Source organism: Nonomuraea sp. NPDC050227, from assembly GCF_044459705.1.
In the GTDB taxonomy this organism is placed as follows: Bacteria; Actinomycetota; Actinomycetes; order Streptosporangiales; family Streptosporangiaceae; genus Nonomuraea.
The window spans coordinates 225,894-248,752 of the sequence record NZ_JBITJF010000002.1; the positions used below are offsets into that span (position 1 = coordinate 225,894).

Below are 22,859 nucleotides of genomic sequence, written 5' to 3' on the forward strand. Positions count from 1 at the left end.
AGGAGGCGCCCGCCGACCCCCGGCGGACGCCTCCTCGGGGTCACCCTGGCTGGGTGACGCCGTTGACCTTCAGCGTGTACGGCGCGTACTGCTGGACCTGCTCGGTCGGCTCGTCATAGGCCACGATCGCGACCACCGACGGGAAGACCGCGAACGGCGCGAGCTGCAGCCGGTTGAGGCTGATCGAGCCCTTGCCGTCGAACTGGGCCTGCAGCACCACCGAGTGCCGCTCGTCCAGGCCGACCAGTCGCACGTTCCAGTTGCTGACCGGCGTCGGGGAGATCTCGGTCGGGGAGTCGAACGGCTCCAGGCTGGCCCCGTCGCTCACCGCCGTCGCGCCCACCGTGACGTCGTCGATCTTCCAGCCGCCCTCGTTGACCCCGCCGTCGCTGACGTACTGGAAGCCGACGAGGATCTCCTTGCCCGCGTAGGCGGACAGGCTGTAGGTGTGCGGCTGGAACCCCGTGGTGGTGCCGTTGACGGCCGGGCCGAGCGGGCCGGCCACCGTCTTGTCACCGGGGATCGCGGTGTAGGTCTTGCCGCCGTCCGCAGAGACGATCACGTAGCCGTAGTCGAAGCCGGACTCCGCGCCGTACTTGGCGAGGAAGCGCAGCGTCGGGTCGGCGGCCGGGACCGTCACCTTGGTCACCGCGGCGACGTTGAGGTTGCTGGCGTTGCCCGACCACAGCACCGGGTTGCCCGCGCGGTCGGGGTCGTCGGAGACGACGGTCCAGGCCAGCGGGATCGGCGGCAGCGTCTTGGCGCCCTGGAAGGACAGCGAGGTCGGCGCCGCGCCGCCCGGCTTGCGGATCTGCACGTAGTCGGCGCCGTTCGGGGCCGCCCCCGGGGTGTTGTACGCGGCCGGGTTGGCGAGGTTGACCGTGGAGTTCAGGCTCGCGGTCGTCACCCGCTTCTTCGGCACGCCCAGCACCACGCCGCGGCTGCCCACGACCTTGTCCACCAGCACCATCGTCTGGTAGTCGTGCAGCACCTGGTACAGGTCCGTGCTGCCGAGCGCCGCCTTGACGCTGGCCAGGCCCTGCAGGGAGCCGTCACGGTGCAGCTTGGACAGGAAGTCCGCGCCGTACCGGTCGTACAGGAACAACATGAACGAGTACGCGTTGCCGTAGTCGGCCAGCACCGCGTCCGGGTTGCCGCCGTCGCCCCACAGGTTGAGCGAGTTCTGCGGGCCGCCGCAGTTGCGCGGGTTCGGGTTGTACGGCGTCTGGACGATGCCGAAGCCCTGGAAGCAGTTGATGTGGTTGTCGAAGCCCTTCTCGAACACCGTCGCCTTGGGGTTGCCGTAACCCGTCACCGAGATCGCGAAGTCCGACAGGCCCTCGTTCATCCAGGTGGTCTCAAGCGGGTCGGTGTAGTAGTGCAGCAGGTGCTGCCACTCGTGGGCGAAGACGCCCTCGTACTGGAAGGGCCGGGCCGAGCGCGAGGTGCACACGTCGGAGGTCGGGTTGTCCGGCGGGTTCGCGCCGGTCCTGTGCAGCCAGTCGAACGCGTCGATCGTCATCACGTTGCGGTCGAGCAGCTCGTTGTACTGGGAGGAGAAGAAGCCCGCGATGTACGTGGTCGCGGCCGGGAAGGTGTAGTAGTTGTCGTCCCGGACGTTGTCGATCAGCGTCACCGTGCGGTCGCCGGCGCCGGTGTAGACGCCGCCGTTGCCGTTGGCGTCGGGGCCGAGCACGGCGTTCGTGCCGTCCCGGTCCGGCGGCGTGCTGAAGGTCGCGGTCTCCTTCGGGTACATGTTCGTGTCGAACTGCTGCACCAGGTTCGTGACCTGGGCGTCGGTGATCTCCGTCGTCCCGGGCACCTGCATCCGGCAGTCGCCGGCCGGGAAGGCCAGGTCGTTGGCGACCCAGACCTCGATCTTGTCGCCGACGCCGCGCAGCGTGTAGTCCTTGCGGTACAGGCGGCCGTTGTAGTCGTCCGTGGCCAGCCACTGCCGTACGGTGCCGACCGGCGGCGTCTCGGCGGCGGCCTTGGCCGTGGCCTTGCGGGCCTCGTACTTCGCGGGGACCTTGACGGGCTTGCCGTCGAGGGTGAAGTCCTTGCGGGTGAGCTCCTTGACGTCGCTCGGCGGCGCGGCCGTGGCGGCCGCCTGCGGGGACTCGGCCGACGCGGGTATCGCGGTCAGCGTGGGCAGTAAGAGAAGTGCGGCAGCGATTCCGATGATTCGGGTGCGCGCCATTGAACCCCCTAGGTATGGGTGTTGCCCGGATGGAACAGGGGTGACATCCGGTAATTACCGGAACCGAATTGGCGCGCGCAATGGGGGCATTTGCCAACAAAATGCGGTGGAATTGGCGATCAAACCAGAACGGCCAGTCGCCGGTACGACTCCAGCCGCCGCTCCAGGTCGTAGGTGTTCATCGTGACCAGCACCTCGTCGGCGCCGGTGTCCGCCACCAGTGAGCCCAGCGCGACCGCCACCTCCGGCGCGGTGCCGTGGATCTGCCCCTTCAGCGCCTCCGCCAGCAGCGCCCGCTCCCGCCCGGTCAGCTCCAGCCGGGCGATCTCCTCGGCCGGCACCAGCGGCGGGAACGCGCCGCTGGTGCGCGAGCGCGCCGTGGACCACGCCTCCGGCAGCTGGAGCTGCGCCGCCTCCTCGCGGGTCGCCCCGACCGCGACGCTGACCGCCGCCATCACGTACGGCCGCGCCGCCCACTCCGAGGGCCGGAACCCCGCCCGGTAGCGCGCCGCCGCCTCCACCGCCCGCGGCCCGGCGCCGATCACCATGGGCAGCCCGAGCTCCGCCGCCAGATCCGCCCCCGACCCCATGGCCAGCACGAACACCTGCGGACGCAGCCCCTCGGCCGGGACGGCGTGCACGCCCGGATGCGCCCGCTGCCCGCCGGTGAAGTACCCCAGCAACTCGCCGACCTGGTCGCCGAACCCGTCCGCGGCCTCCTTGCCGTGGCCGAGCGCCCGCCGGACGCCGCCCGTGAACCCCACCGAACGCCCGAGCCCCATGTCGATCCGCCCCGGGTGCAGCGACTCCAGCACGCCGAACTGCTCGGCCACCACCAGCGGCCGGTGGTTGGGCAGCATCACGCCGCCGGTGCCCACCCGGATCCGCCCGGTCGCCGCCGCGACGGCCGCGGCCAGCACGGTCGGCGCCGCCCCCGCCACGCCGGGCACGCTGTGGTGCTCGGCCACCCAGAACCGGTGGTAGCCCAGCTCCTCGGCCTGCCGGGCGAACGCGACGGTGTCCCGCAGCGCGGTGGCCGCGTCGGAGCCCTGGCGCAGGAGCGAACGGTCGAGAATCGAGTACAGGGTCACGCCTGCGTGCAACGCCGCACGCCCCGGGATCAATCCAGCGGGTCCCACGGGACGGCGTCGTAGCAGGAGAGCAGCCGGGCCAGCGTCGGGCCGTCCTGCCGCAGCGGGACGCCGTCAACCTCGCCGACCGGGACCACGCCGTGGGAGTTGCACAGGAACACCAGGTCGAAGCCCGGCAGGTCGGCGACCCGCAGCGGGCGGCGCTCCTGGGGCACGTCGATGCCCTCCAGCAGGCCCATGGCGGTGCCGCGCAGCATCGGCGCGTCCGGCCACACCAGGCGCCCGCCGGACCAGCAGCCGACGTTCGTGATCGCGCCCTCGCTGATCAGGCCGTCGGCGGTGGTCAGCAGCGCCTCGTCGAAGCCCAGGGGCGCGACGGTCCGCCGCAGGTGCGCCTGGGCGAAGCCGGCCGCCTTCTTGATGTGCGGCAGGTAACGCTGGTAGACGACCGCCGCGACGCGCTGCGGGCGGCTGGAGACCTCGGTGGGCGGGGCGGCGGTGGCCACGACGCGCGGGCGGCCGTCGTGCTCGACCACGTAGACCCGCACGCCCGCGTCGCGCAGGTCGTCGCCGAGCACGGCCCGGATCGCGCCGAGCACCGCCTCAGGGTCGAGCCGGGCGCCGAACAGCTCCAGGTTGGCCGCCGCCAGCCGCTCCAGGTGCAGGGCCAGGCCGCGGGTGCGCCGATCTCTGACCTGCATGGCGGTGAAGTGCCCGTAGCGGGCCTCCAGCGCGAAGCGCGCGTCGGCGCCCACCGGCCTGCCCTCGACCACCGCTCGTACGATCATGCGTCCAGCATGTCCTGTCCGCCGGCCCCCGCGCGCATGATCGTGAAGGGCGCCAGCTCGCCGAGCCCGCGCACCGACAGCCGGTCGACCGCGCGCAGCAGGAAGGCGCGGTCGCCCTCCAGTTCCTCGGCCATCTCGGGGTCGGCCAGGATCGTTCCCGGCAGGGAGAGCGCGGTGAGCCGGCTGGCCAGGTTGACGGTGGTGCCGAACACGTCGCCCATGCGCCAGATCACCGGCCCGGCGGCCAGGCCCACCCGCAGCTCGGGCATGTCCCGGCCGCGGTGGGTCTCCACCAGGCGCAGCGCGATCTCGGCCGCCACGTGCGACTTGTCGGCCACGAACAGCACCGAGTCGCCGAGCGTCTTGACCACCCGCCCGCCCGAGGACGTGACCACGTCGGCCGAGCGGCCCTCGAACCTGTCGACCAGCCGGGCCAGCTCGGTCGCCGTGATCTGCCGGCTGAGCCGGGTGAAGGCCACCAGGTCGGCGAACCCCACCGCCATGCGCACGGCGCTCATGTCCTGGTCGGCCAGCCGGCCGGCGGCGGCGGCGAGCTGCCGTTGCCAGGCGTAGACCAGCAGCCGCGCCAGGTCGGGCACCACCCGCTCGGCCCGCCGCCGCCAGGCCCGCGGGCGTTCGGCCAGCGGCACGCCCGCCTGGTCGAGCGCCTCGGCGCCCAGCTCGGCCTGCGACTCGGCGAGCCGGGCCGTCGCCCGCCCGATCGAGCGGGCCATCAGCAGCATGTGCTCCTCGTCGTAGGCGCCGGAGCTGACCATCGAGAGCATGGTGCGCAGCGCCTCGACGTCGGAGTCGGTGAACTCGACCGCGTCGTCGGCCACGTTGGCGAACCCCAGCGCCCGCCACAACCGGCGCGCCCGGTAGACCGGGACCCCGGCCATGTGGGCCACCTGGTGGCTGGTGTAGCGGCGCGGCGCGCGCAGGAACGCCTCCGCCACCCCGTCCCCGTCCTCGCGTGACACGCGTGCAACATAACACCCTGTGGCGGGCGTCACTCCAGGAGGGCGCGCAGGGCGGGCCGCTCGGCGTCGGGCAGGTGGACGGCGTAGTAGTCGTACATGGACCGGCGCAGCAGGCGCGCGGCCGTGGCCCCGTCGCCGGCGCGCACGGCGGCCAGCACCTCCTCGTGGTGCCGGATGCTGCGCCGCATCAGCGACTCGCGGTCGGGCGCGTCGGCGATCTTCCCGGCGATCAGCCCCAGCACGACCGAGCGGACCACGTCGGTGCAGACCTGGATCAGCGTGTTGCCGCTGGCCGCCACGACGACGTCATGGAAGGCCACGTCGGCGGCGCTGAAGGCGTCGTGGTCGGACGCGGACGCGGAGGCGGAGGCGGACGCCGTGGCGGCGGGCACGGCGGCGCGCATGGCGGCGCGCATGTCGGCGATGGCCGCCTCCATCGCGGCGAGCTGCTCCTCGGTGCGCAGCCGCGCGGCCAGCAGCACGGCCGAGGAGTCGAGCACCATCCTGAACTGCACCAGCTCGGCGAGCGACAGCTCGGCCACCCGCGCCAGCGTGGTCATCGACTTGTGTAAGGCGGCGGGGGAGAACGGCAGCACCTCCGCGCCGTTGGGATCTCCCGGCCGGGACCGCACCAGGCCGCGCGCCTGGAGCACGCGCAGCGCCTCCCGCACCGTGGAGCGCCCGACGGAGAACTGCACCATCAGCTCGCGCTCGCTCGGCAGCCGCGCCCCCGGCCCGAGGGCCCCGCTCTCGATGGCCTCCTCGACCTGTTCCACGACCCGCTCGTAAGCGCGTACGGCTCGCACCGGCTCGAACCGTGCACCCATCGGAAGCCCCCTTGACCCGAGCCGTCACGGACTGGCAATGTGCGTAGCCTACTGGTCAGACCAGTGCACTAGCCAGGAGGCTGTAAGACATGAGGCGAATCGGAATCTGGATCGCCGTGGGCGGTCTCCTGCTGGTCACAGCCGCCTGTGGCGGCGGCTCCGGCTCGGGCGGTTCCGGCACCGCGGGCACCCCCAAGGCCCAGTCCCTGTCCGTAGGGTTCGTGGCCGAGCCGGCCAACCTCGACTTCACCGCCACCGAGGGCGCGGCCATCCCGCAGGCGTTGCTGGTCAACGTCTACGAGGGCCTGGTCAAGCTCGACCAGGACGGCGCGATCAAGCCGCTGCTGGCCGAGAAGTGGTCGGTCTCCGACGACCGGAAGACCTACACCTTCACCCTGCGCAAGGGCGTCACGTTCAGCAGCGGGGCGCCGTTCACGGCCGACGACGTGGTGTTCTCGCTCGACCGGGTCAGGAGCGACTGGAAGCTCAAGATCAAGGCCCAGCTCGACGTCATCGACAAGGTGGCCAAGACCGACGACGCCACCGCCGTCGTCACCCTCAAGCGGCCGAGCAACGGCTTCCTCTACGCCCTGGCCACCCGCCTCGGCGCCATGTTCAGCCGCACCGGCGTGGCCGATCTGGCCAACAAGCCCGTCGGCACCGGGCCGTACACGCTGGGGGCGTGGAAGCGCGGCGAGTCGATCCAGCTCGCCGCCAACCCCTCCTACTGGGGCGCCAAGCCGGCGCTGTCGGCGATCACGCTGAAGTACTTCAAGGACGCCACGGCGATGAACAACGCGTTGCTGACCGGCGGCATCGACGTCATCTCCGCCGTGCAGGCGCCCGAGTCGCTGCAGCAGTTCGCCGATCCGAACCGGTTCCAGACGGTCGAGGGCACCACCAACGGCGAGGTCGTGCTGTCCATGAACAACGCCCGGCCGCCGTTCGACGACGTCAAGGCCCGCCAGGCCGTCCGGTACGCCATCGACCACAAGGCGCTGCTGGACACCGCGTGGGCCGGGCGCGGCCAGCTCATCGGCTCTATGGTGCCGCCCACCGACCCCTGGTACGAGGACCGCACCGGCGACTACCCCCACGACCCGGCCAAGGCCAAGGAACTGCTGGGCGGCAGGACGCTGACGGTCAAGATGCGCATCCCCAACCTGCCGTACGCGGTGGCCGGCGCGCAGGTCGTGAAGTCGCAGCTGGCCCAGGTGGGCATCACGGCCGACATCGAGCCGCTGGAGTTCCCGGCCCGCTGGCTGGACGTGGTGTTCAAGCAGGGCGACTACGACCTGTCCATCATCAACCACGTCGAGCCCCGCGACATGGGGATTTTTGCCGATAAGTCGTATTACTTCCACTATGACAACCCCGAGTTCGGCAAACTCCTCGCCTCCGCCGACGCCGGCACCGAGCAGCAGCAGACCGACGACCTGAAGAAGGCCGCCAAGCTGCTCTCCGACGACGCCGCCGCCGACTGGCTGTTCCTGTTCCCCAACCTGATCGTGGCGAAGAAGGGCGTCACCGGGCTGCCGAAGAACGCCATCGCGGAGTCCTTCGACTTCACCGGTCTCGCCAAGCAGTGACGCTCTACCTGCTCAAACGGCTGGCGGTGCTGATCGTGAGCGCCGCCGTCGCCGCCGTCGCGGTGTTCGCGTTCATGGCGCTGCTGCCCGGCGACCCGGCCGAGATCGCGCTCGGCGTCAACGCCACCCCCGACGCGGTCGCCGCGCTGCGCCGGCAGTTCGGCACCGACCGCCCGCCGGCCGTGCAGTTCCTCGACTGGATCGGCGGGCTGGCCCACGGCGACTTCGGCGTCTCCTACGTCACCAGCTCGCCCATCGGCCCGCAGATCGGCGAGCGGCTCGGCGTGACGGCCGTGCTGGTGCTGGGCGGCATGGTGCTGGCGCTGGCCGTCGCGGTGCCGCTCGGCACGTTCGCCGCCGTGCACCACCGCAACCCGCTCGGCGCGGCGATCAGCGCGGCCGGCCAGCTCGGCATCGCCGTCCCCGCCTTCCTGGCGGGCATCCTGCTGGTGTTCGTGTTCGCGGTGAAGGCCCAGGCCCTGCCCTCCGGCGGGTACGTCCCGATCGCCGACAGCCCGCAGGAGTGGCTGCGCTCGCTGCTGCTGCCGTGGTTGTCGCTCGGGCTCGTCCAGGGCGCCGTGCTCACCCGCTACGTGCGCAGCGCCGTCCTCGACGTCATGCGCGAGGACTACCTGCGCACCGCCCGCGCCAAGGGCCGCGGCAGCACCGGCGCCCTGTGGCGGCACGGCCTGCGCAACGCCTCGATCCCCGTGGTCACCGTGCTCGGCCTGCAACTGGCCACCCTGCTGGTCGGGGCGGTCGTGGTCGAGCGGGTCTTCGTCCTGCCCGGGCTCGGCGACCTGCTGCTCAACGGCGTCGCCGGGCGCGACCTGCTGCTCGTCCAGGGTGTGGTGATGGTGCTGGTGGCCGCGGTCCTGCTGATCAACTTCGTGGTGGACGTCGCCTACCGCCTGCTCGACCCGAGGCTGCGATGAAGGGCCGCGCGAACGCCGCGCTGCTGACCGGCGGCGCGCTGGTCGGGCTGGTCACGCTGGCCGCGCTGGTCTCGTTCGTCTGGACGCCGCACGATCCGACCCTCGTCGACGCCGCCCGCAAGCTGCGCGACCCCGGCGGCGGCTACCTGCTGGGCGCCGACAAGTTCGGCCGCGACACCCTCAGCCAGCTCATGGTCGGCGCGCGCACCACCCTCTACGTCGGCGTGGTGGCCGTCGGCATCGCCGCCGTCCTGGGCGTGCCGCTCGGCGTGGTCGCCGGGATGACGCCGCGCGGCTGGCTGTCGGAGCTGATCATGCGGGTCAACGACCTGGTGTTCGCCTTCCCCGCGCTGCTGCTGGCCGTCATGCTGGGCGCGGTCTACGGAGCCGGCACGCTCACCGCGATGATCGCGATCGGGGTGGCCACCGTGCCCGCGTTCGCGCGGGTGGCCCGCGCCGCGACGCTCCAGGTCATGGTGACCGACTACATCCTGGCCGCGCGCGCCGCGGGCCGCCGCCGGGGCGCGATCGCCGTGCGGCACGTGCTGCCGAACATCGGGTCCGTGCTGATCGTGCAGGCGTCGGTGTCGTTCGCGATCGCGATCCTGGCCGAGGCGGCGCTGTCGTTCCTCGGGTTCGGCACCCGGCCGCCGACGCCGTCCTGGGGGCGCATGTTGCAGGAGTCGCAGGAGCTGCTGTTCTCCACCCCGCGTCTCGCGCTGTGGCCGGGCCTGGCGATCGCGCTCGCCGTCCTCGGGTTCAACCTGCTCGGCGACGGGCTGCGCGACCACCTCGATCCGAAGCTCAGGAGGGTCCGTGCTGACGGTTGAGGGGCTTTGCGTACGGGCCGGCGCGGTGGGGCTCGTGCACGACGTGTCGTTCGCGATCGGGCCCGGCGAGCGGGTCGGGCTGATCGGCGAGTCCGGGTCCGGCAAGTCGCTGACCGCGCTGTCGCTCATGGGCCTGCTGCCCGAGGGCGTCACCGCCGCCGGCACGGCCAGGCTCGGGGAGCGCGACCTGGTCGGCGTGCCCGAGAAGCGGCTGAAGGACCTGCGCGGGCGCGAGGTGTCCATGGTCTTCCAGGAGCCGATGACCGCGCTCAACCCGCTCATGCGCGTCGGCGCGCAGGTCGCCGAGGCCATGACCCTGCACGGCGTCCCCCGCGCCGAGGCCGGGCGGCGCGCGCTCGCGCTGCTGGACCGCGTCCGGCTCCCCGAACCCGGGCAGATCGCCCGCGCCTATCCCCACCAGCTCTCCGGCGGCCAGCGGCAGCGCGTCATGCTCGCCATCGCCCTGGCCAACGAGCCGGGGCTGCTCGTCTGCGACGAGCCGACCACCGCGCTCGACGTCACCGTGCAGAAGCAGATGCTGGAGCTGATCGCCGAGGTCGCCCCCGCGCTGCTGTTCATCACCCACGACCTGGCGGTGGTGGCCTCCGTCTGCGAGCGGGTGATCGTCATGTACGGCGGCCGCGTCGTCGAGACCGGGCCCATCCGCGAGGTCTTCACCCGCCCCCGCCACCGGTACACCGAGGGCCTGCTGGCCGCCTCCCGGCTCACGCCGCGCGGCACCAGGCTCCCGACCATCAAGGGCAGCGTGCCGCCCGCGGGCGCCTTCCCCGAGGGCTGCGTGTTCCGCAACCGCTGCCCGCACGCCACCCCGCGGTGCGAGACCCCGCCGGCGCTGACAGGAGACGGCCATGCCCACGCATGCTGGCACCCCACCGAATGAGCCCTCTGGCGACGCGCTGATCGAGGCGCGCCGTCTCAGCCGCGTCTACCACCGCCCGCGCACCTCGCTCACCAGGCCGGGCGCGCCCGTCCACGCCCTGCGGGAGGTGTCGCTGACCGTCCGCCGCGGCGAGCGGTTCGGCATCGTCGGCGAGTCCGGCTCCGGCAAGTCCACGCTGCTGCGCCTGCTGTGCGGCCTGGACCGGCCCACCGGCGGGTCCGTCGTCTTCGACGGGCGGGAGATCACCGGCCTGCCGGAGCGGCGGCTGCGCTTCCTGCGGGAGAACCTGCAGATCGTCTTCCAGGACCCGATGAGCTCGCTCGACCCGCGCATGCGCGTGCGGGACCTGGTGGCCGAGCCGCTGGTCGCGCTCGGCCTGCCGGTCGGCGGGCGGGTGGCCGAGCTGCTGGAGGCGGTCGGCCTGCCCGCCTCGGCCGCCGACCGCTACCCCCACCAGTTCTCCGGCGGTCAGCGGCAGCGCATCGCCATCGCCCGCGCGCTCGCGCCCCGGCCGAAGGTGCTGGTCGCCGACGAGCCCGTCAGCGCCCTCGACGTGTCCGTCCGCGGCCAGATCCTCAACCTGCTCGCCGACCTGGTGGACGAGCTGGGCCTCACGCTCGTGTTCGTCTCGCACGACCTGTCGGTGGTCCGGCACGTCTGCGAGACCGTGGCCGTCATGAGCGGCGGCGAGATCGTCGAGACCGGCCCGGTGGACGACGTCTGGGCCGCGCCGCGCCACCCGTACACGCGTGACCTGCTGCAGGCCGTACCGACCCTGGAGGGATTGTTGTGATCGAGGTCGACGAGCGGGGAGTCGTGGAGTTCACGCAGGCCCTGGTGCGCATCCCCAGCACCAACGACCCCGCGCGCGGGCGCACCGAGCGGCCTGCCGCCGAGCTGGTCGAGGCCAGGATGCGCGAGTGGGGCTGGGACCCGGTCGTGAGCGAGGCCGCCGCCGGGCGGCCCAACGTCGTCGCGGTGGTCGAGGGCGGCGGCGGCGACGGGCCGACGCTGATGTTCGAGGGCCACACCGACGTCGTGACCGAGGGCGACCTGTCCACCTGGACCGTCGACCCGTTCGGCGGCGAGATCCGCGACGGGCGGCTGTGGGGCCGGGGCAGCGCCGACATGAAGTCCGGCCTGGCCGCCACCCTCTACGCCACCCGCGCACTCCAGCTCGCCGGCCCGTTCCCCGGCCGGATCAAGGTGTGCGCGCTGGCCGACGAGGAGGGCCTGATGATCGGCGCCCACCACTTCGTCGCCTCCGGCCTGGCCGACGGCGTGGACGGCGCGATCGTCGCCGAGCCCGAGGCCGGGGAGATCTGCGCGGTGGCCAAGGGCGCGCTGCGGCTGCGCGTCGACCTCACCGGCAAGATGGCCCACGGCGCGATGCCACAGCACGGCCGCAACCCCGTCCAGGCGGTCGGCACGCTGCTGGTCGCCCTGCGCGGCCTCCAGCGGGAGCTCCAGGAACGGCATCCGGCCCACGAGCACCTCGGCGAGGTGTACGTCACCCCGACGGTGGTCCGGGCGGGCAGCGAGGAGCAGGTCAACGTCATCCCCGCCACGGCGTCCGTCTTCGTCGACGTGCGCACGATCCCCGGGCTGGAGCACAAGGTGGTGGCCGACCGGGTGGCCGCCCTCGCCGCGGCCGGGGACGGGATCGAGGCGTCGGTGTCGGTCCTGGTGGACCGGCCGCCGGTGGACGTGCCGGTGACCGACCCGGTGGTGGCCGCGCTGGCGGCGGCCCACCGTACGGTGACGGGGGAGGAGCCGGTCTACGGCGGCGTGCCGGGCTCGACGGACGGGACCGTGCTGACCCACTGGGGCGGCGTCCCCTCCGTCGTGTACGGCCCCGGCGGCAAGTGGATCGCCCACCAGGCGGACGAGTACGTCGAGGTCGCCGAGATCGTCCGGTGCACCCGGGTGTTCGCCGAGGCGGCGCGGCGCTTCCTGCACCGGGACTTCTGATGCTCGCCGAACCCGCCCCCGGCATGCGTCCCGGGCCGACGAACTCGCTGGTGGACGTCGCCGGGCTGCGCGTCGGGCACGCGCACCGGGTGGGCGGCGGCTACCGCACGGGCACGACCGTGGTGCTGGCGCCGCCGGAGGGCGTGGTGGCCGGCGTCGACGTGCGCGGCGCCGCTCCCGGCACCCGCGAGACCGAGTTGCTCGATCCGCGCAACCTGGTCGAGCGCGTGCACGCCGTCGTGCTGTCGGGCGGCAGCGCGTACGGGCTGAGCGCGGCGTGCGGGGTGATGGACGGGCTGGCCGACGCGGGCATCGGCTTCCCGGTGGCGGGCGGCGTGGTGCCCATCGTCCCGGCGGCCGTCATCTACGACCTCGGGCGCGGCGGCGACTTCCGCGCCACCCCCGACGCCGCCCTCGGCGCCGCGGCCTACGCCGCCGCCCGCACTCCGGCGCACGAACCGCCCTTCCCCGCACCCCCGCCCCGCCACGGCGGCGCGGCCCGGCACGCCACCGCGCCTCCCACGGCCAGCGGGTCCATCGGGGCCGGCGCCGGGGCGATGGCGGGCGGCCTGGCCGGCGGCGTCGGGACGGCCAGCGCCGTCCTGCCCGGCGGCGTCACCGTGGCCGCCCTGGCCGTCGTCAACGCCGCCGGATCCGTGCTCGACCCGGCGGGCGCCACCCTCGCCGGCGTCCGCTACGGCCTGCCGGGCGAGTTCGGCCACCTGCGCCGCCCGGACCCCGCCGAGGCCGGGGCGTGGCAGCCGGACAAGGTCACCTCGTTCAACACCACCATCGGCGTGGTGGCCACCGACCTCACCCTCACCAAGGCCCAGTGCGGCAAGCTGGCCGGGGTGGCCCACGACGGCTTGGCCAGAGCCATCCGGCCGGCCCACACCATGGTCGACGGCGACACCGTCTTCGGCCTGGCCGCCTGCGCCCGCCCGGCCCCCGGCCCCGACGGGCTCCAGGACGTCCTGGCCGCCGCGGCCGACGTGTTCAGCCGGGCGGTGGCCCACGCCATGCTCGCCGCCACCGGCCGCGAGGACGCGCCCGCGTACCTCGACGTGTTCCCGAGCGTCCTAGGGGGAGACAGATGACCTGGCCGGACGGCCTGCCCATCGGAGACGGATGGACCGCCACCGAGGACACCACCGAGGTGATCTTCCCCTACGACGGCTCGGTGGTCGCCCGTGCCCCGCTGGGCACTCCCGACCACGCCGTCCGCGCCCTGGAGGCGGCGCTGGCCGTCGCGCCCGCCATGGCCGCGCTGCCCTCGCACGCCCGCCGCGCCGCGCTCATGGCCGCGCACGACGCGCTCGCCGCCCGCCGCGAGGAGTTCGAGCGGCTGCTGGTCCTGGAGACCGGCAAGCCGCTGGTCGACTGCCGGGTCGAGGTGGCCAGGACGCTGCTCACCCTCGCCACGGCCGCCGAGGAGGTCGCCCGGCTGCACGGCGAGACCGTCCCGCTGGACCTGCTGCCGTCGGGGGAGGGGCTGATCGGGTTCTGGACGCGGCGGCCGATCGGCGTCGTCGTCGGGATCACCGGCTACAACTACCCGCTGCTCCTGGCCGCCCACAAGATCGCTCCGGCGGTCGCGGCCGGCTGCCCGGTGATCGTCAAGCCCGCCCCGGCGACGCCCCTGGCCACGCTCCGGCTGGTGCACCTGCTCCGCGAGGGCGGCCTGCCGCCCGCCGCCGTCCAGCTCGTCACCGGGGACGTCGAGGTCGGCCGCACGCTGGTCGAGGACCGGCGGATCGGCGCGGTCTCCTTCACCGGCTCGGCCGCCGCCGGGCACGCCATCGCCCGCGCCGCCGCCCCCACCAAGGTGCTGCTCGAACTCGGCTCCAACGCCGCCCTCGTGGTCGCCGCCGACGCCGACCTGGCGGCCGCCGCCGACGCCGTCGTGCGCGGCGGCTACTACGCCTCCGGGCAGGCGTGCATCGCGGTGCAGCGGGTGCTGGTGGAGGAGCCCGTACGGGAGGAGTTCCTGGCACTGCTGGCCGCCCGCGTCAAGGACGTCGCCGTCGGCGACCCGCGCCTGCCCGGGACCCGCGTGGCCCCGCTGATCGACGCCGCCGCCACCGACCGCGTCCTTGCGTGGATCGGCGACTCGGGCGCCGAGGTGGTCGCCGGCGGGGTCCGCGAGGGCCGGGCGATCGCGCCGACCGTGCTGTCCGGGGTGCCCGACGGCGCCGCCGCGTGGGACGAGGAGATCTTCGGCCCGGTGGTGTGCGTCCGCGGGGTGCCGGACCTCGACGCCGCCTTCGAGGCCGTCAACCGCTCCCGGTACGGCCTGCACGCCTCCGTCTACACCCGCTCGCTGGCCACCGCCTTCACCGCGATCGAACGCATCCAGACCGGCGGCGTGGTGGTGAACGAGGTGCCCGGCTTCCGCGCCGACAACATGCCGTACGGCGGCGTCAAGGACTCGGGCAGCGGCCGCGAGGGCCCGCGCTTCGCCATGGAGGAAATGACGGTGACCAGAATGGCGATCATCCGCCCCTGACGGCCGCTGTAGGGTGGCGCCCAAACGGCGAGGAGGCGCGTGCCTTGGCTATTCGGACGGACGATCCGGTGGTTGTCCCGCGAGCGCGCGCCGGCAGGGCCCTGCCCGTGCTCGCCGCCCTCCTGGCCGTCGCCCTGACCTGCGCCGGCACGGCCTGGTGGCGGGAGCACGGGCAGGCGCGGGACCGGGAGCGCGTCGCGCTGGCCCACGGGCTCGCGCTGCACGCCGCCGAGCTGCGCGGGGACGATCCGGTCAAGGCGCGCGACCTCGGCCTGGCCGCTGTGGGCGTGCACGCCGACGACCAGACCCGCGCCGGGCTGACCGACACCCTCCTGCTGGGGCGCAGGGACGACCTCCAGCCCCGCGACTCCGGCGGCGTCCGGCACGCCGAGCTGAGCGGCGACGGGCGCGTCGGCCTGGTCGCCGGGAACGGCAAGGCCGAGGTCTGGGAGCTCGGCTCCGGGAAATCGGTCACGCTGGACGGGCCCGAGGGCGCGGCGCCGGCGCTCTCCCACGACGGCCGCACCGCTCTGACCGGCGGCGACGACGGCGCCACGACCGTGTGGGACCTCACCGATCCCGCCCACCCGGCCCGGCGGGCGACGTTGCCGGGCGTGGCGGCGAAGGGGTCGCTCGACGACGTCCAGGCGGTGGCGGTGAGCCGGGACGGCCGGGTCGCCGTGGTCGCCGACTTCGCCGGGAACCTGCTGGTGTGGGACCTGACCGTACGCGACCACCCGGTCCGGCGCTCGGTCACCGCCGTCCACGACTCCGCGACGGACGACCTCGACCTCAGCGGCGACGGCAGGACGGCGGTCACCACGTCCGACGATGGCCCGGTGACGATCTGGAACCTGGCGGATCCGGCGCACCCGGTGAAGGCCGCCGAGCTGACTCCGGCCATCTACACCGGCACGGCCGCCGCCCTGAGCGGCGACGGACGCGTCCTCGTCGTCGCGCGGCGCGACCCGGGGGCCGACCGGCGGAGCCAGGCGGAGGTCTGGACGCTCGGCGACCCGGCCCGTCCGGCCTTGACCGCCGTCATAGGGATGCCTCCGGCGGACATGCTCGACGTGGCCCTCACGCCGGACGGCGGGACCGCCCTCCTGGCGGGCTCCAACGGCAACGGATCGCTCTGGGACCTGTCCGTGCCTTCCCGGCCCGTCCGGCTGGGCGGGCTGCGCGGGTACCCGTCGGAGGTGCGGGGGGTGGCGTTGAGCGACGGCGCCCGAAGCGCCCTGCTGGCCGCCCCCGAGAGCACCACCTTCTCCCTCTGGGACCTGCACGACCTGCGGCAGGTGGTCACCGACCCTGAGCAGGACCTGTGCGACCACGGCCCGCAGATCTTGAACAGGGCGGACTGGGACCGCTACACCGGCGGCGCGGACCCTTCGGACTACGGCGGCGGCGACGGCGACGTGAGCCTCTGCTCCCTCCGATGAGGGTAACGGTTTGACCAGATGTCTTTACCTTGCCGCAGCGCTCGCGTTGGATGGCGCGCATGGTGGAGATCACGCGCAGAACGGTGTTCAAGGCAGGTGCGGCAAGCGCTTTCCTCGCGGGCGGCGGCCCGGGGACGGCGGCACTGGCGGCGTCCGGCCTGGTGGGAGGACCGGCCGCCGGGGGAGTGGCCGCCGAAGGGCTGGAGCAGCGGGCCATGGCGATGGACCCGCCGGTGTTCCTGCTGGAGAGCGCCGTCCCTCCGCACTTCGCCGCCGGGCCCGGCTCCACGTTGTCGATCAGCGACCGGGTCGCCGTGTGCGGCACGAGGTCGCTGCGCTGGGAGCACGCGAGCCGTGACGTGATCACCGTGCGGGCGCCGCTGCGGTGGGCGCCCGACCCCTACCGGCTCGGCGACGACCAGGCGTGGCAGGGGCTGGTGGACGCGTTCTGCGTGTGGGTGCACAACGCCGAGCCGGTGGACGACGTGCTGCGGTTCGAGTTCGGGCGGGGTGAGCGCACCGACCTGTGGTTCGAGTTCCGGCTCGGGTTCAGCGGGTGGCGTACCGCCTGGGTGCGGTACGCCTACGACATGCACGGCCGGCCCCACCCCGACATGGACACCCTGCGGATCGTCGCCCCAGGCAGGGCCGGGACCCTGCACCTCGACCAGCTCATGCTCAACGTGCCGCTGCGTCCCGACGCCCCCTGCCGCGACCACCAGCTCCCCGACATCGCCCCCGAGGGCGACGAGTACGACAACCAGCACTGGCAGGCCCTCCACCGCTTCGACCGGCTGCTGGCCACCGTCGAGCCCGACCTGTCGCCGCCGTCCGCCGCCGAGCTGGCCTCGCTGCGCGCCCTGCACGCCCGCTACCACGACGAGTACCTGACCGCCCCGGTCAAGCCGGACGTGCCGGGGCTGACCGCGCAGGTCGCCGCCCTGGAGGGCCGTCCCACGCACGCCTACCAGGCGCAGATCTACCCGGCCGAGATCGCCGCCGAGCTCAAGGCGTTCGTGAACCCGGTCACGCTGCGCGCCTGCACCGACCTGATGAAGACGATCGCCCAGGCCCACCAGGCCGCCCCCGCCGAACGTCCCGCGCTGGCCGCCCTCTACCTGCGCATGGTCGCCCACCTGCGGGAACAGGGCTGGACGAAGGGCAGCTGCCAGGGCACGATCCACCACCTCGGCTACGACGTCCGCGGCCTGTACGACTCCGTCTACCTCATGCGGGACGCCCTGCGCGAGGCGGGGGAGTTGCAGCGGGTACGAGCGGACCTGGAATGGCTGAGCGGACTCGGCCGGATCTTCCGCGGTTTCGGCTTCCGGATGGCCCGGGGCAGCATGATGGACCTCTACAACACCACGGTCCGCGGCATGCTGGCGGCCGTGCTGCTGCGCGACGGCGAGGCGCAGCAGGTGGCGTACCTGCGGGCGCTGCGCGACTGGCTGAACGCCACCCTCCTGCCCACCGACGGCATCCAGGACGGCATCAAGGTGGACGGCACCGCCTTCCACCACGTCGGCTTCTTCCCCGACTACGTCCGCGACGGCTTCGCCGGGCTCGCGCCGCTGGTCTACGTCCTGCACGGCGGCTCGTTCGCGATCTCGTCCGAGGCGTCCGGCTGGCTGCGCAAGGCGCTGCTCACGCAGCGGGTCTACGCCAACAAGAACCACTGGCCGATCTCGATCAGCGGCCGCAATCCCAGCGGCGCCACCGCGCTGTCGATCGTGCCGTTCGAGTGGCTTGCCCCGATCGACGATGAGATCGCCGCAGCCTTCCTGCGCCTGCTGCCCGGCAACCCGACGCCGCGGCAGAAGGAGCTCGCGGCCCGGCTCGCCGCGCGCGGCATCGCCCCGGAACCGGCTCCGACCGGCGCCTGGGCGCTCAACTACGCGGCGCTGGCCGTGCACCGCCGCGACGAATGGCAGATCACCGTACGCGGGCACAACCGGTACCTGTGGAGCACCGAGATCTACGTCGGCGCCAACTGGTACGGCCGCTACAACACCTACGGCCAGATCCAGGTCCTGCACCGCGGCGACCCCGTCACCAACCAGGACAGCGGCTACGCCCAGCCCGGCTGGGACTGGAACCGCCGCCCCGGCACCACGGTCATCCACAAACCGCTCGACCAGCTCAAGGGCGACCTGACCGGGGCCATCGAGGAGATGCTCCTCACCGACTCCCGTTTCGCCGGAGCCTGCACCATCGACGGACGCAACGCCCTGTTCGCCATGGACCTGCACGGACACCCCAAGTACGACGGCACGCACCGGGCCCGCAAGTCGGTGTTCCTGTTCGACGACCGCGTCGTGGCCCTGGGCACCGGCATCACCAACGACGACATCGCGGACGAGACGGAGACCACCCTCTTCCAGACCCGGCTGCCGGCCAGGACCGCGCCCACCGTGGTGGACGGCGCCGCTGTCACGGCCTTCCCCCACCAGGCGCTCGACGGCGGCCCGCGCTGGCTGCTCGACGACAAGGGCATCGGCTACTACCTGGCGCCCGGGCAGAAAGTGGCCCTGACCCGCTCGGCCCAGACCTCCCGCAACAACGCCACGGAAGAGCCCACCAGCGGAGACTTCGCCACAGCCTGGATCAGGCACGGCACCGCCCCTCGGAACGGGACGTACGAGTACGCGATGGTGGTGAACGCCACGGCCGAGCGCATGGCCGGCTTCGCCGCCGCGATGGGGGACGCCGCGAGCGCCCCTTACCGGGTGCTGCACGCCGACACGGCGGCCCACGTCGTACGGGATCGGGACACCGGCATCACCGGGTACGCGGTGTTCGAGCGCACCCGTCTGGAAGGTCTGGTACGCGAGGTGGACACGCCTTCGATGCTGCTCGTCCGTACGGAAGGGGAGACGCTGGTGATCGCGGTATGCGATCCGGACCTGCGCCTCTACGGCGGGATCGACCACGACCAGTACGAGAAGGGCCGCTACGTCGGGCACTACAGCCCGTGGTCGCGGCCCTGGCTGGCCGCCCCCAGCCACCCGCACCGCATGCGGGTGACCCTGGACGGCCGGTGGCGGGCGGACGCCGGCCAACCGTGCCGGGCGAGGATCACCGGGCCGCGCACGGTCCTGGAGTTCGAGACCGTGCACGGACGGCCGGTGCAGGTGCGGCTGACTCCCGCGACCTGACCCGGGCGGGGGCGGGGGCGCCCCCGCCCGGGGATCACGACCGCGACCGCGACGACCACCGTCCCGATCAGCCGGTTCACGTCCTGGTCGGCCGGTCCGCGTTCCCGGTCGGACGGTTCATGTCTCCAGTCGGACCGTTCACGCTCCCGGTCAGACGGTTCGCGTCCTGGTCGCGGGGCGGGATGGTGCACGCCCGGTCAGCGGGTGTGCCGGTCGAGTTCCGCGCGGACCTCGCGCAGGTGGTGCCGGACCGCGGGGGCGCCGTCGCGCGCCAGGTCCCGCACCCAGCCGGAGTGACCGTCCCGCAGCTCGCGCCGGATCAGCGTGAGCGTCTGCTCGTGCGCCCCGGCCTCCAGGCGCAGCCACGCCCGGTCGAACCGGTGCCCGGAACGGCGGGCGAGCACCGCGTCCAGGTCGTCGCGCTGGGCGGCGCTGGGCGCGTCAGGAAGGCTGACGCGCAGCCGGTGCGCGACCTCGCGCAGCCGGGCGTCGAGCTTGCGGTGGTCACGGATCAGCCGCCAGGCGATCTCGCGCACGTCCTCGTCGTGCGACCTGCGCAGCGCGGCCTTCCCGGCCGCGATCTCGGCGAGATTGCCGCGGTGCGCCTGCCGCAGGTACGCCCGGTCCTGGCCCGAGGCGTGGAACGCCTGGACGGACGGGGCGGCTGCGGCGCCGGGCGCGGCCACCGGCCGGACGGTGGTGGCGGCGGGGGCCGTGGCGGACACGGTCAACGCCAGCACGGCCGCGATTCCCGCGGGTGCTAAGTGGCTCCGTGCTGTTCTCATGAGTCCCTCCCTTCAATGGGACCCGTGCCTGCTGCCCCATCCGGTCGGGAGTATTCGAGTTAATTGGGCGGATCGAAACGGCCGTCCACGGCGGTCCAGCCGCCGTCCACGTACAACACCGAGCCCGTCACGAAGCTCGCCGCGTCGCCGGCCAGGTAGACCACCGCGCCGGCCATCTCGGGCGCGGTGGCCCACCGGCCGAGGGCGCTCTTGGCGGCGTACGCGGCGTACCAGTCGGGGTTGTCCTTGATCTGCCGGGTCAGCGGGGTCTCCACGACGCCGGGCGCGATCGCGTTGACGCGCACGCCGTGCGGGCCGAACTCGGCCGCCGCCGTCCGCAGCAACTGCACCAGCCCCGCTTTCGTGGCCGAGTAGACACCCTGCCCCGGCTCGGTCACCGACGCCCGGATCGACGCGAACCCGATGATCGACCCGCGCCCCCGCCGCACCATCCCGGCGCCGAAGGCCCGCACCACGTCGAACGAGGCCCGCAGGTTGAGCCCCACCACCCGGTCGAACTCCTCGCCGGAGTAGTCGAGCAGCCGCTTGCGCACGTTCGTCGCCGCCGTGAACACCAGCACGTCGGCCGGCTCCTCGGCGGCGGCCGCCCGGACGGCGTCGGCGTCCAGCACGTCGAGCAGCCGGGCCGTGCCCCCGCACCCGGCGGCTGTCTCCTGCGCGGCGGCCAGGTCCCGGTCCGCGCACACCACGGACGCCCCATGCGCGGCCAGGGCGAACGCCGACTCCCTGCCGATCCCGCTGCCGGCCCCGATCACCACGGCCCGCCGCCCGTCGAGGCGGAACAGCGCGTCATATCCCGTCATGCTGAGAAACACTAGCGACTGGTCAGACCAGTACACCAGGTTCTCCGCCCACGACTGCCCGTCCCGCGACCGCCCTCCCCGTGCCGCCCTCCCTGCCCGCCTGGCGCTGGCCGCGCGTGGGGCGCGCGGAACGGCCGGTGGGTCAGGGGCCGCGCCGGGGCGGGGATCCCGGCGCGTGGGGGCGTACGGACGCTGGCCCCGAAACTGTCGGCGGCGCCTGCCAGGATGCGACTCATGACGACCATCGCAGGCTTCTGGGACGCCGCCGCCGACTCCTTCGACGACGAAGCCGACCACGGGCTCCGCGACCCCGAGGTCAGGGCCGCCTGGGCGGCGCGCCTGGCCGAGTGGGTGCCCGCCGGGCCGCTCGACGTGCTCGACCTGGGCTGCGGCACGGGCTCGTTGTCGTTGCTGCTGGCCGTCCAGGGTCATCGTCTGACCGCCGTCGACCTGGCCCCGCGCATGGTCGAACGCGCCCGGGCCAAGCTGGCCGCCACCGGCGCCACGGTGCTGACGGGAGACGCGGCCGACCCGCCCGTCGCCGACCGCCGCTTCGACGTCGTGCTGGCCCGCCACCTGCTGTGGACCATCCCCGATCCGGAGGCGGCGCTGGCCCGCTGGGTGTCGCTGCTGCGCCCCGGCGGCCGGCTGGTGCTGGTCGAAGGCCGCTGGCAGACCTCCGGCGGTCAGTCCGACTACGTGCCGGGTGAGCACTTCCCGTGGATGGGCGGCGTCACCGCCGACAACCTGACCACGGCCCTCCGTCCCCTGGTCGGCGACCTTCGGGTGCATCCCCTGCCCGACCCGGCATTGTGGGGCAAGGAGATCACCGACGAGCGCTACGCGGTGGTGGCCACGCTCTGAGAACAGGCCCGGCGGCCCCTGGGAGTGCCGGATATCCGGCTTCCGGCTCTCGGCTCCCCGCTTCCGGCTGGAGCCCGACCCGTCGTCACTGCTGGACGAGCGCCGCCCTGTCAGGGGACGGCGGTCCCGGCGGTGAGGCGGCCGTACGATGGGCCCTTTCATCGGGGAAAGGCGGGCGCGGTGGTGGGCAGGACGTTCGAGATCGCCGGTGAGCTGCGGGTGCGACGCCTCGGCTACGGCACCGCCCAGCTCACGGGCCCCGGCTACTGGGGCCCGCGCCTGACGCCCGGCGAGGCGGTCGCGCTCCTCCGCCTGGCCGTCGACCGCGGCGTCACGCTCATCGACACCGCCGACAACTACGGCCCGGACATCGCCGAGGAGCTGATCGCCCAGGCCCTCCATCCGTACCCCGGCGACCTGGTGCTGGCCACCAAGGGCGGCGTGATCCGCACCGGGCCGGACAAGTGGCACGCCGCCGGACGCCCCGAGGATCTGCGCGCCATGTGCGAGGCGAGCCTGCGCCGTCTGCGCACCGACACCATCGACCTGTACCAGCTCCACCGCATCGACCCCGCGGTGCCGCTCGCCGACCAGCTCGGCACGCTGGCCGAACTGCGCGAAGAGGGCAAGATCCGGCACATCGGGCTCGACACCGTCACCCTGGACCAGCTCGACGAGGCGCTGACCGTCCTGCGGCCGGCGTCGGTGCAGAACCGGTTCAACGTGCTGGACCGGGAGTCGGAGCCGGTGCTCGCGCGCTGCGAAGAACTTGGCATCGCGTTCCTGCCCTGGTTCCCCCTCGGGAACGGTTCCCTCGCCGCGGGGGCCGGGACGGGGGCGGCGATCGAGCGGGTGGCCGCCCGGCACGGCGCGACGTCCGGGCAGGTGGCGCTGGCGTGGCTGCTGCACCGCTCCCCGGTCGTCCTACCCACGCCCGGCACCGGCTCGGCCGTCCATCTGAAGGAGAACCTGGCCGCCGCCGACCTCACCCTGACCGACGAGGACACGCGCACGCTGGACGCCCTCACGTCCTGAACCGCCGCGACCGCGAACTCCCGCCCGGCCAGGACCCCTCCGCTCCTTTGTCCTCTCCGACGCCCTCCGCCGCGACGAGCGCGCTGCCCGGCGGCGCTCGGGGCCGCCCTGAACGCGTTCAAAAGACGGGAGT

At 73.6% G+C, this 22,859-nt stretch carries 19 protein-coding genes; 12 read left to right on the forward strand and 7 right to left on the reverse strand.

Going from position 1 to position 22,859, the window contains the following annotated elements:
- Positions 1 to 40: 40 nt before the first annotated feature.
- The 5 genes from ACIBK9_RS08270 to ACIBK9_RS08290 all read right to left on the reverse strand — a co-directional run bounded on the left by ACIBK9_RS08270 (position 41) and on the right by ACIBK9_RS08290 (position 5,886).
- Entirely contained in the window at positions 41 to 2,200 is a 2,160-nt protein-coding gene (locus ACIBK9_RS08270; RefSeq protein WP_397156265.1) for a choice-of-anchor J domain-containing protein, read from the reverse strand.
- Positions 2,201 to 2,319: 119 nt separating this feature from the next.
- The gene (locus ACIBK9_RS08275) at positions 2,320 to 3,291 is read right to left on the reverse strand and encodes an LLM class flavin-dependent oxidoreductase (RefSeq protein WP_397156266.1); all 972 of its coding nucleotides are present in this window, start codon (positions 3,289 to 3,291) and stop codon (positions 2,320 to 2,322) included.
- 29 nt (positions 3,292 to 3,320) lie between these two features.
- A complete protein-coding gene (locus ACIBK9_RS08280; protein ID WP_397156268.1) occupies positions 3,321 to 4,079 on the reverse strand; it encodes an aminotransferase class IV in 759 nt (252 codons plus the stop codon).
- The gene (locus ACIBK9_RS08285) at positions 4,076 to 5,059 is read right to left on the reverse strand and encodes an adenylate/guanylate cyclase domain-containing protein (protein WP_358286184.1); all 984 of its coding nucleotides are present in this window, start codon (positions 5,057 to 5,059) and stop codon (positions 4,076 to 4,078) included. Before ACIBK9_RS08285 ends, ACIBK9_RS08280 begins: the two co-directional genes overlap by 4 nt.
- Positions 5,060 to 5,088: 29 nt before the next feature.
- Positions 5,089 to 5,886 (reverse strand): FadR/GntR family transcriptional regulator, encoded by a 798-nt coding sequence (locus ACIBK9_RS08290; protein ID WP_397156270.1) that lies wholly within the window; start codon positions 5,884 to 5,886, stop codon positions 5,089 to 5,091.
- Between the two features lie 89 nt (positions 5,887 to 5,975).
- Here ACIBK9_RS08290 and ACIBK9_RS08295 point away from each other — a divergent pair, with 89 nt between their 5' ends.
- The 10 genes from ACIBK9_RS08295 (at position 5,976) to ACIBK9_RS08340 (ending at position 19,218) form a co-directional block, all read left to right on the forward strand.
- Positions 5,976 to 7,475, forward strand: coding sequence for an ABC transporter substrate-binding protein (locus ACIBK9_RS08295; protein ID WP_397156272.1), 1,500 nt, complete (start codon positions 5,976 to 5,978; stop codon positions 7,473 to 7,475).
- Complete coding sequence (locus tag ACIBK9_RS08300) at positions 7,472 to 8,410, forward strand: ABC transporter permease (RefSeq protein WP_397156274.1); 939 nt, start codon at positions 7,472 to 7,474, stop codon at positions 8,408 to 8,410. The genes ACIBK9_RS08295 and ACIBK9_RS08300 overlap by 4 nt, the downstream gene beginning before the upstream one ends.
- Complete coding sequence (locus ACIBK9_RS08305; RefSeq protein ID WP_387669505.1) at positions 8,407 to 9,240, forward strand: ABC transporter permease; 834 nt, start codon at positions 8,407 to 8,409, stop codon at positions 9,238 to 9,240. Before ACIBK9_RS08300 ends, ACIBK9_RS08305 begins: the two co-directional genes overlap by 4 nt.
- On the forward strand, positions 9,227 to 10,141 hold the full coding sequence (locus ACIBK9_RS08310; protein ID WP_397156276.1) for an ABC transporter ATP-binding protein: 915 nt from the start codon (positions 9,227 to 9,229) through the stop codon (positions 10,139 to 10,141). Before ACIBK9_RS08305 ends, ACIBK9_RS08310 begins: the two co-directional genes overlap by 14 nt.
- Positions 10,110 to 10,934: an ATP-binding cassette domain-containing protein gene (locus ACIBK9_RS08315; protein ID WP_397156278.1), complete on the forward strand. Its 825-nt coding sequence runs from the start codon at positions 10,110 to 10,112 to the stop codon at positions 10,932 to 10,934. The genes ACIBK9_RS08310 and ACIBK9_RS08315 overlap by 32 nt, the downstream gene beginning before the upstream one ends.
- A complete protein-coding gene (locus ACIBK9_RS08320; protein WP_397156280.1) occupies positions 10,931 to 12,112 on the forward strand; it encodes a M20 family metallopeptidase in 1,182 nt (393 codons plus the stop codon). Before ACIBK9_RS08315 ends, ACIBK9_RS08320 begins: the two co-directional genes overlap by 4 nt.
- A complete protein-coding gene (locus ACIBK9_RS08325; protein ID WP_397156282.1) occupies positions 12,112 to 13,209 on the forward strand; it encodes a P1 family peptidase in 1,098 nt (365 codons plus the stop codon). The genes ACIBK9_RS08320 and ACIBK9_RS08325 overlap by 1 nt, the downstream gene beginning before the upstream one ends.
- Complete coding sequence (locus ACIBK9_RS08330) at positions 13,206 to 14,618, forward strand: aldehyde dehydrogenase family protein (RefSeq protein ID WP_397156284.1); 1,413 nt, start codon at positions 13,206 to 13,208, stop codon at positions 14,616 to 14,618. The genes ACIBK9_RS08325 and ACIBK9_RS08330 overlap by 4 nt, the downstream gene beginning before the upstream one ends.
- A 68-nt stretch (positions 14,619 to 14,686) precedes the next feature.
- A complete protein-coding gene (locus tag ACIBK9_RS08335) occupies positions 14,687 to 16,060 on the forward strand; it encodes a WD40 repeat domain-containing protein (RefSeq protein WP_397156286.1) in 1,374 nt (457 codons plus the stop codon).
- Between the two features lie 59 nt (positions 16,061 to 16,119).
- A complete protein-coding gene (locus tag ACIBK9_RS08340; protein WP_397156288.1) occupies positions 16,120 to 19,218 on the forward strand; it encodes a chondroitinase family polysaccharide lyase in 3,099 nt (1,032 codons plus the stop codon).
- Between the two features lie 197 nt (positions 19,219 to 19,415).
- Here the strand turns inward: ACIBK9_RS08340 and ACIBK9_RS08345 are convergent, their stop codons facing one another.
- Together ACIBK9_RS08345 and ACIBK9_RS08350 are read right to left on the reverse strand one after the other, a co-directional pair.
- Positions 19,416 to 20,003, reverse strand: coding sequence for a DUF4142 domain-containing protein (locus ACIBK9_RS08345; RefSeq protein WP_397156290.1), 588 nt, complete (start codon positions 20,001 to 20,003; stop codon positions 19,416 to 19,418).
- A 59-nt stretch (positions 20,004 to 20,062) separates the two neighbouring features.
- The gene (locus ACIBK9_RS08350; protein ID WP_364337607.1) at positions 20,063 to 20,827 is read right to left on the reverse strand and encodes an SDR family NAD(P)-dependent oxidoreductase; all 765 of its coding nucleotides are present in this window, start codon (positions 20,825 to 20,827) and stop codon (positions 20,063 to 20,065) included.
- A 234-nt stretch (positions 20,828 to 21,061) separates the two neighbouring features.
- Here ACIBK9_RS08350 and ACIBK9_RS08355 point away from each other — a divergent pair, with 234 nt between their 5' ends.
- Positions 21,062 to 21,691 (forward strand): class I SAM-dependent methyltransferase, encoded by a 630-nt coding sequence (locus tag ACIBK9_RS08355; protein WP_397156293.1) that lies wholly within the window; start codon positions 21,062 to 21,064, stop codon positions 21,689 to 21,691.
- Between the two features lie 180 nt (positions 21,692 to 21,871).
- Positions 21,872 to 22,726: an aldo/keto reductase gene (locus tag ACIBK9_RS08360; RefSeq protein WP_397156295.1), complete on the forward strand. Its 855-nt coding sequence runs from the start codon at positions 21,872 to 21,874 to the stop codon at positions 22,724 to 22,726.
- Positions 22,727 to 22,859: the final 133 nt, after the last annotated feature.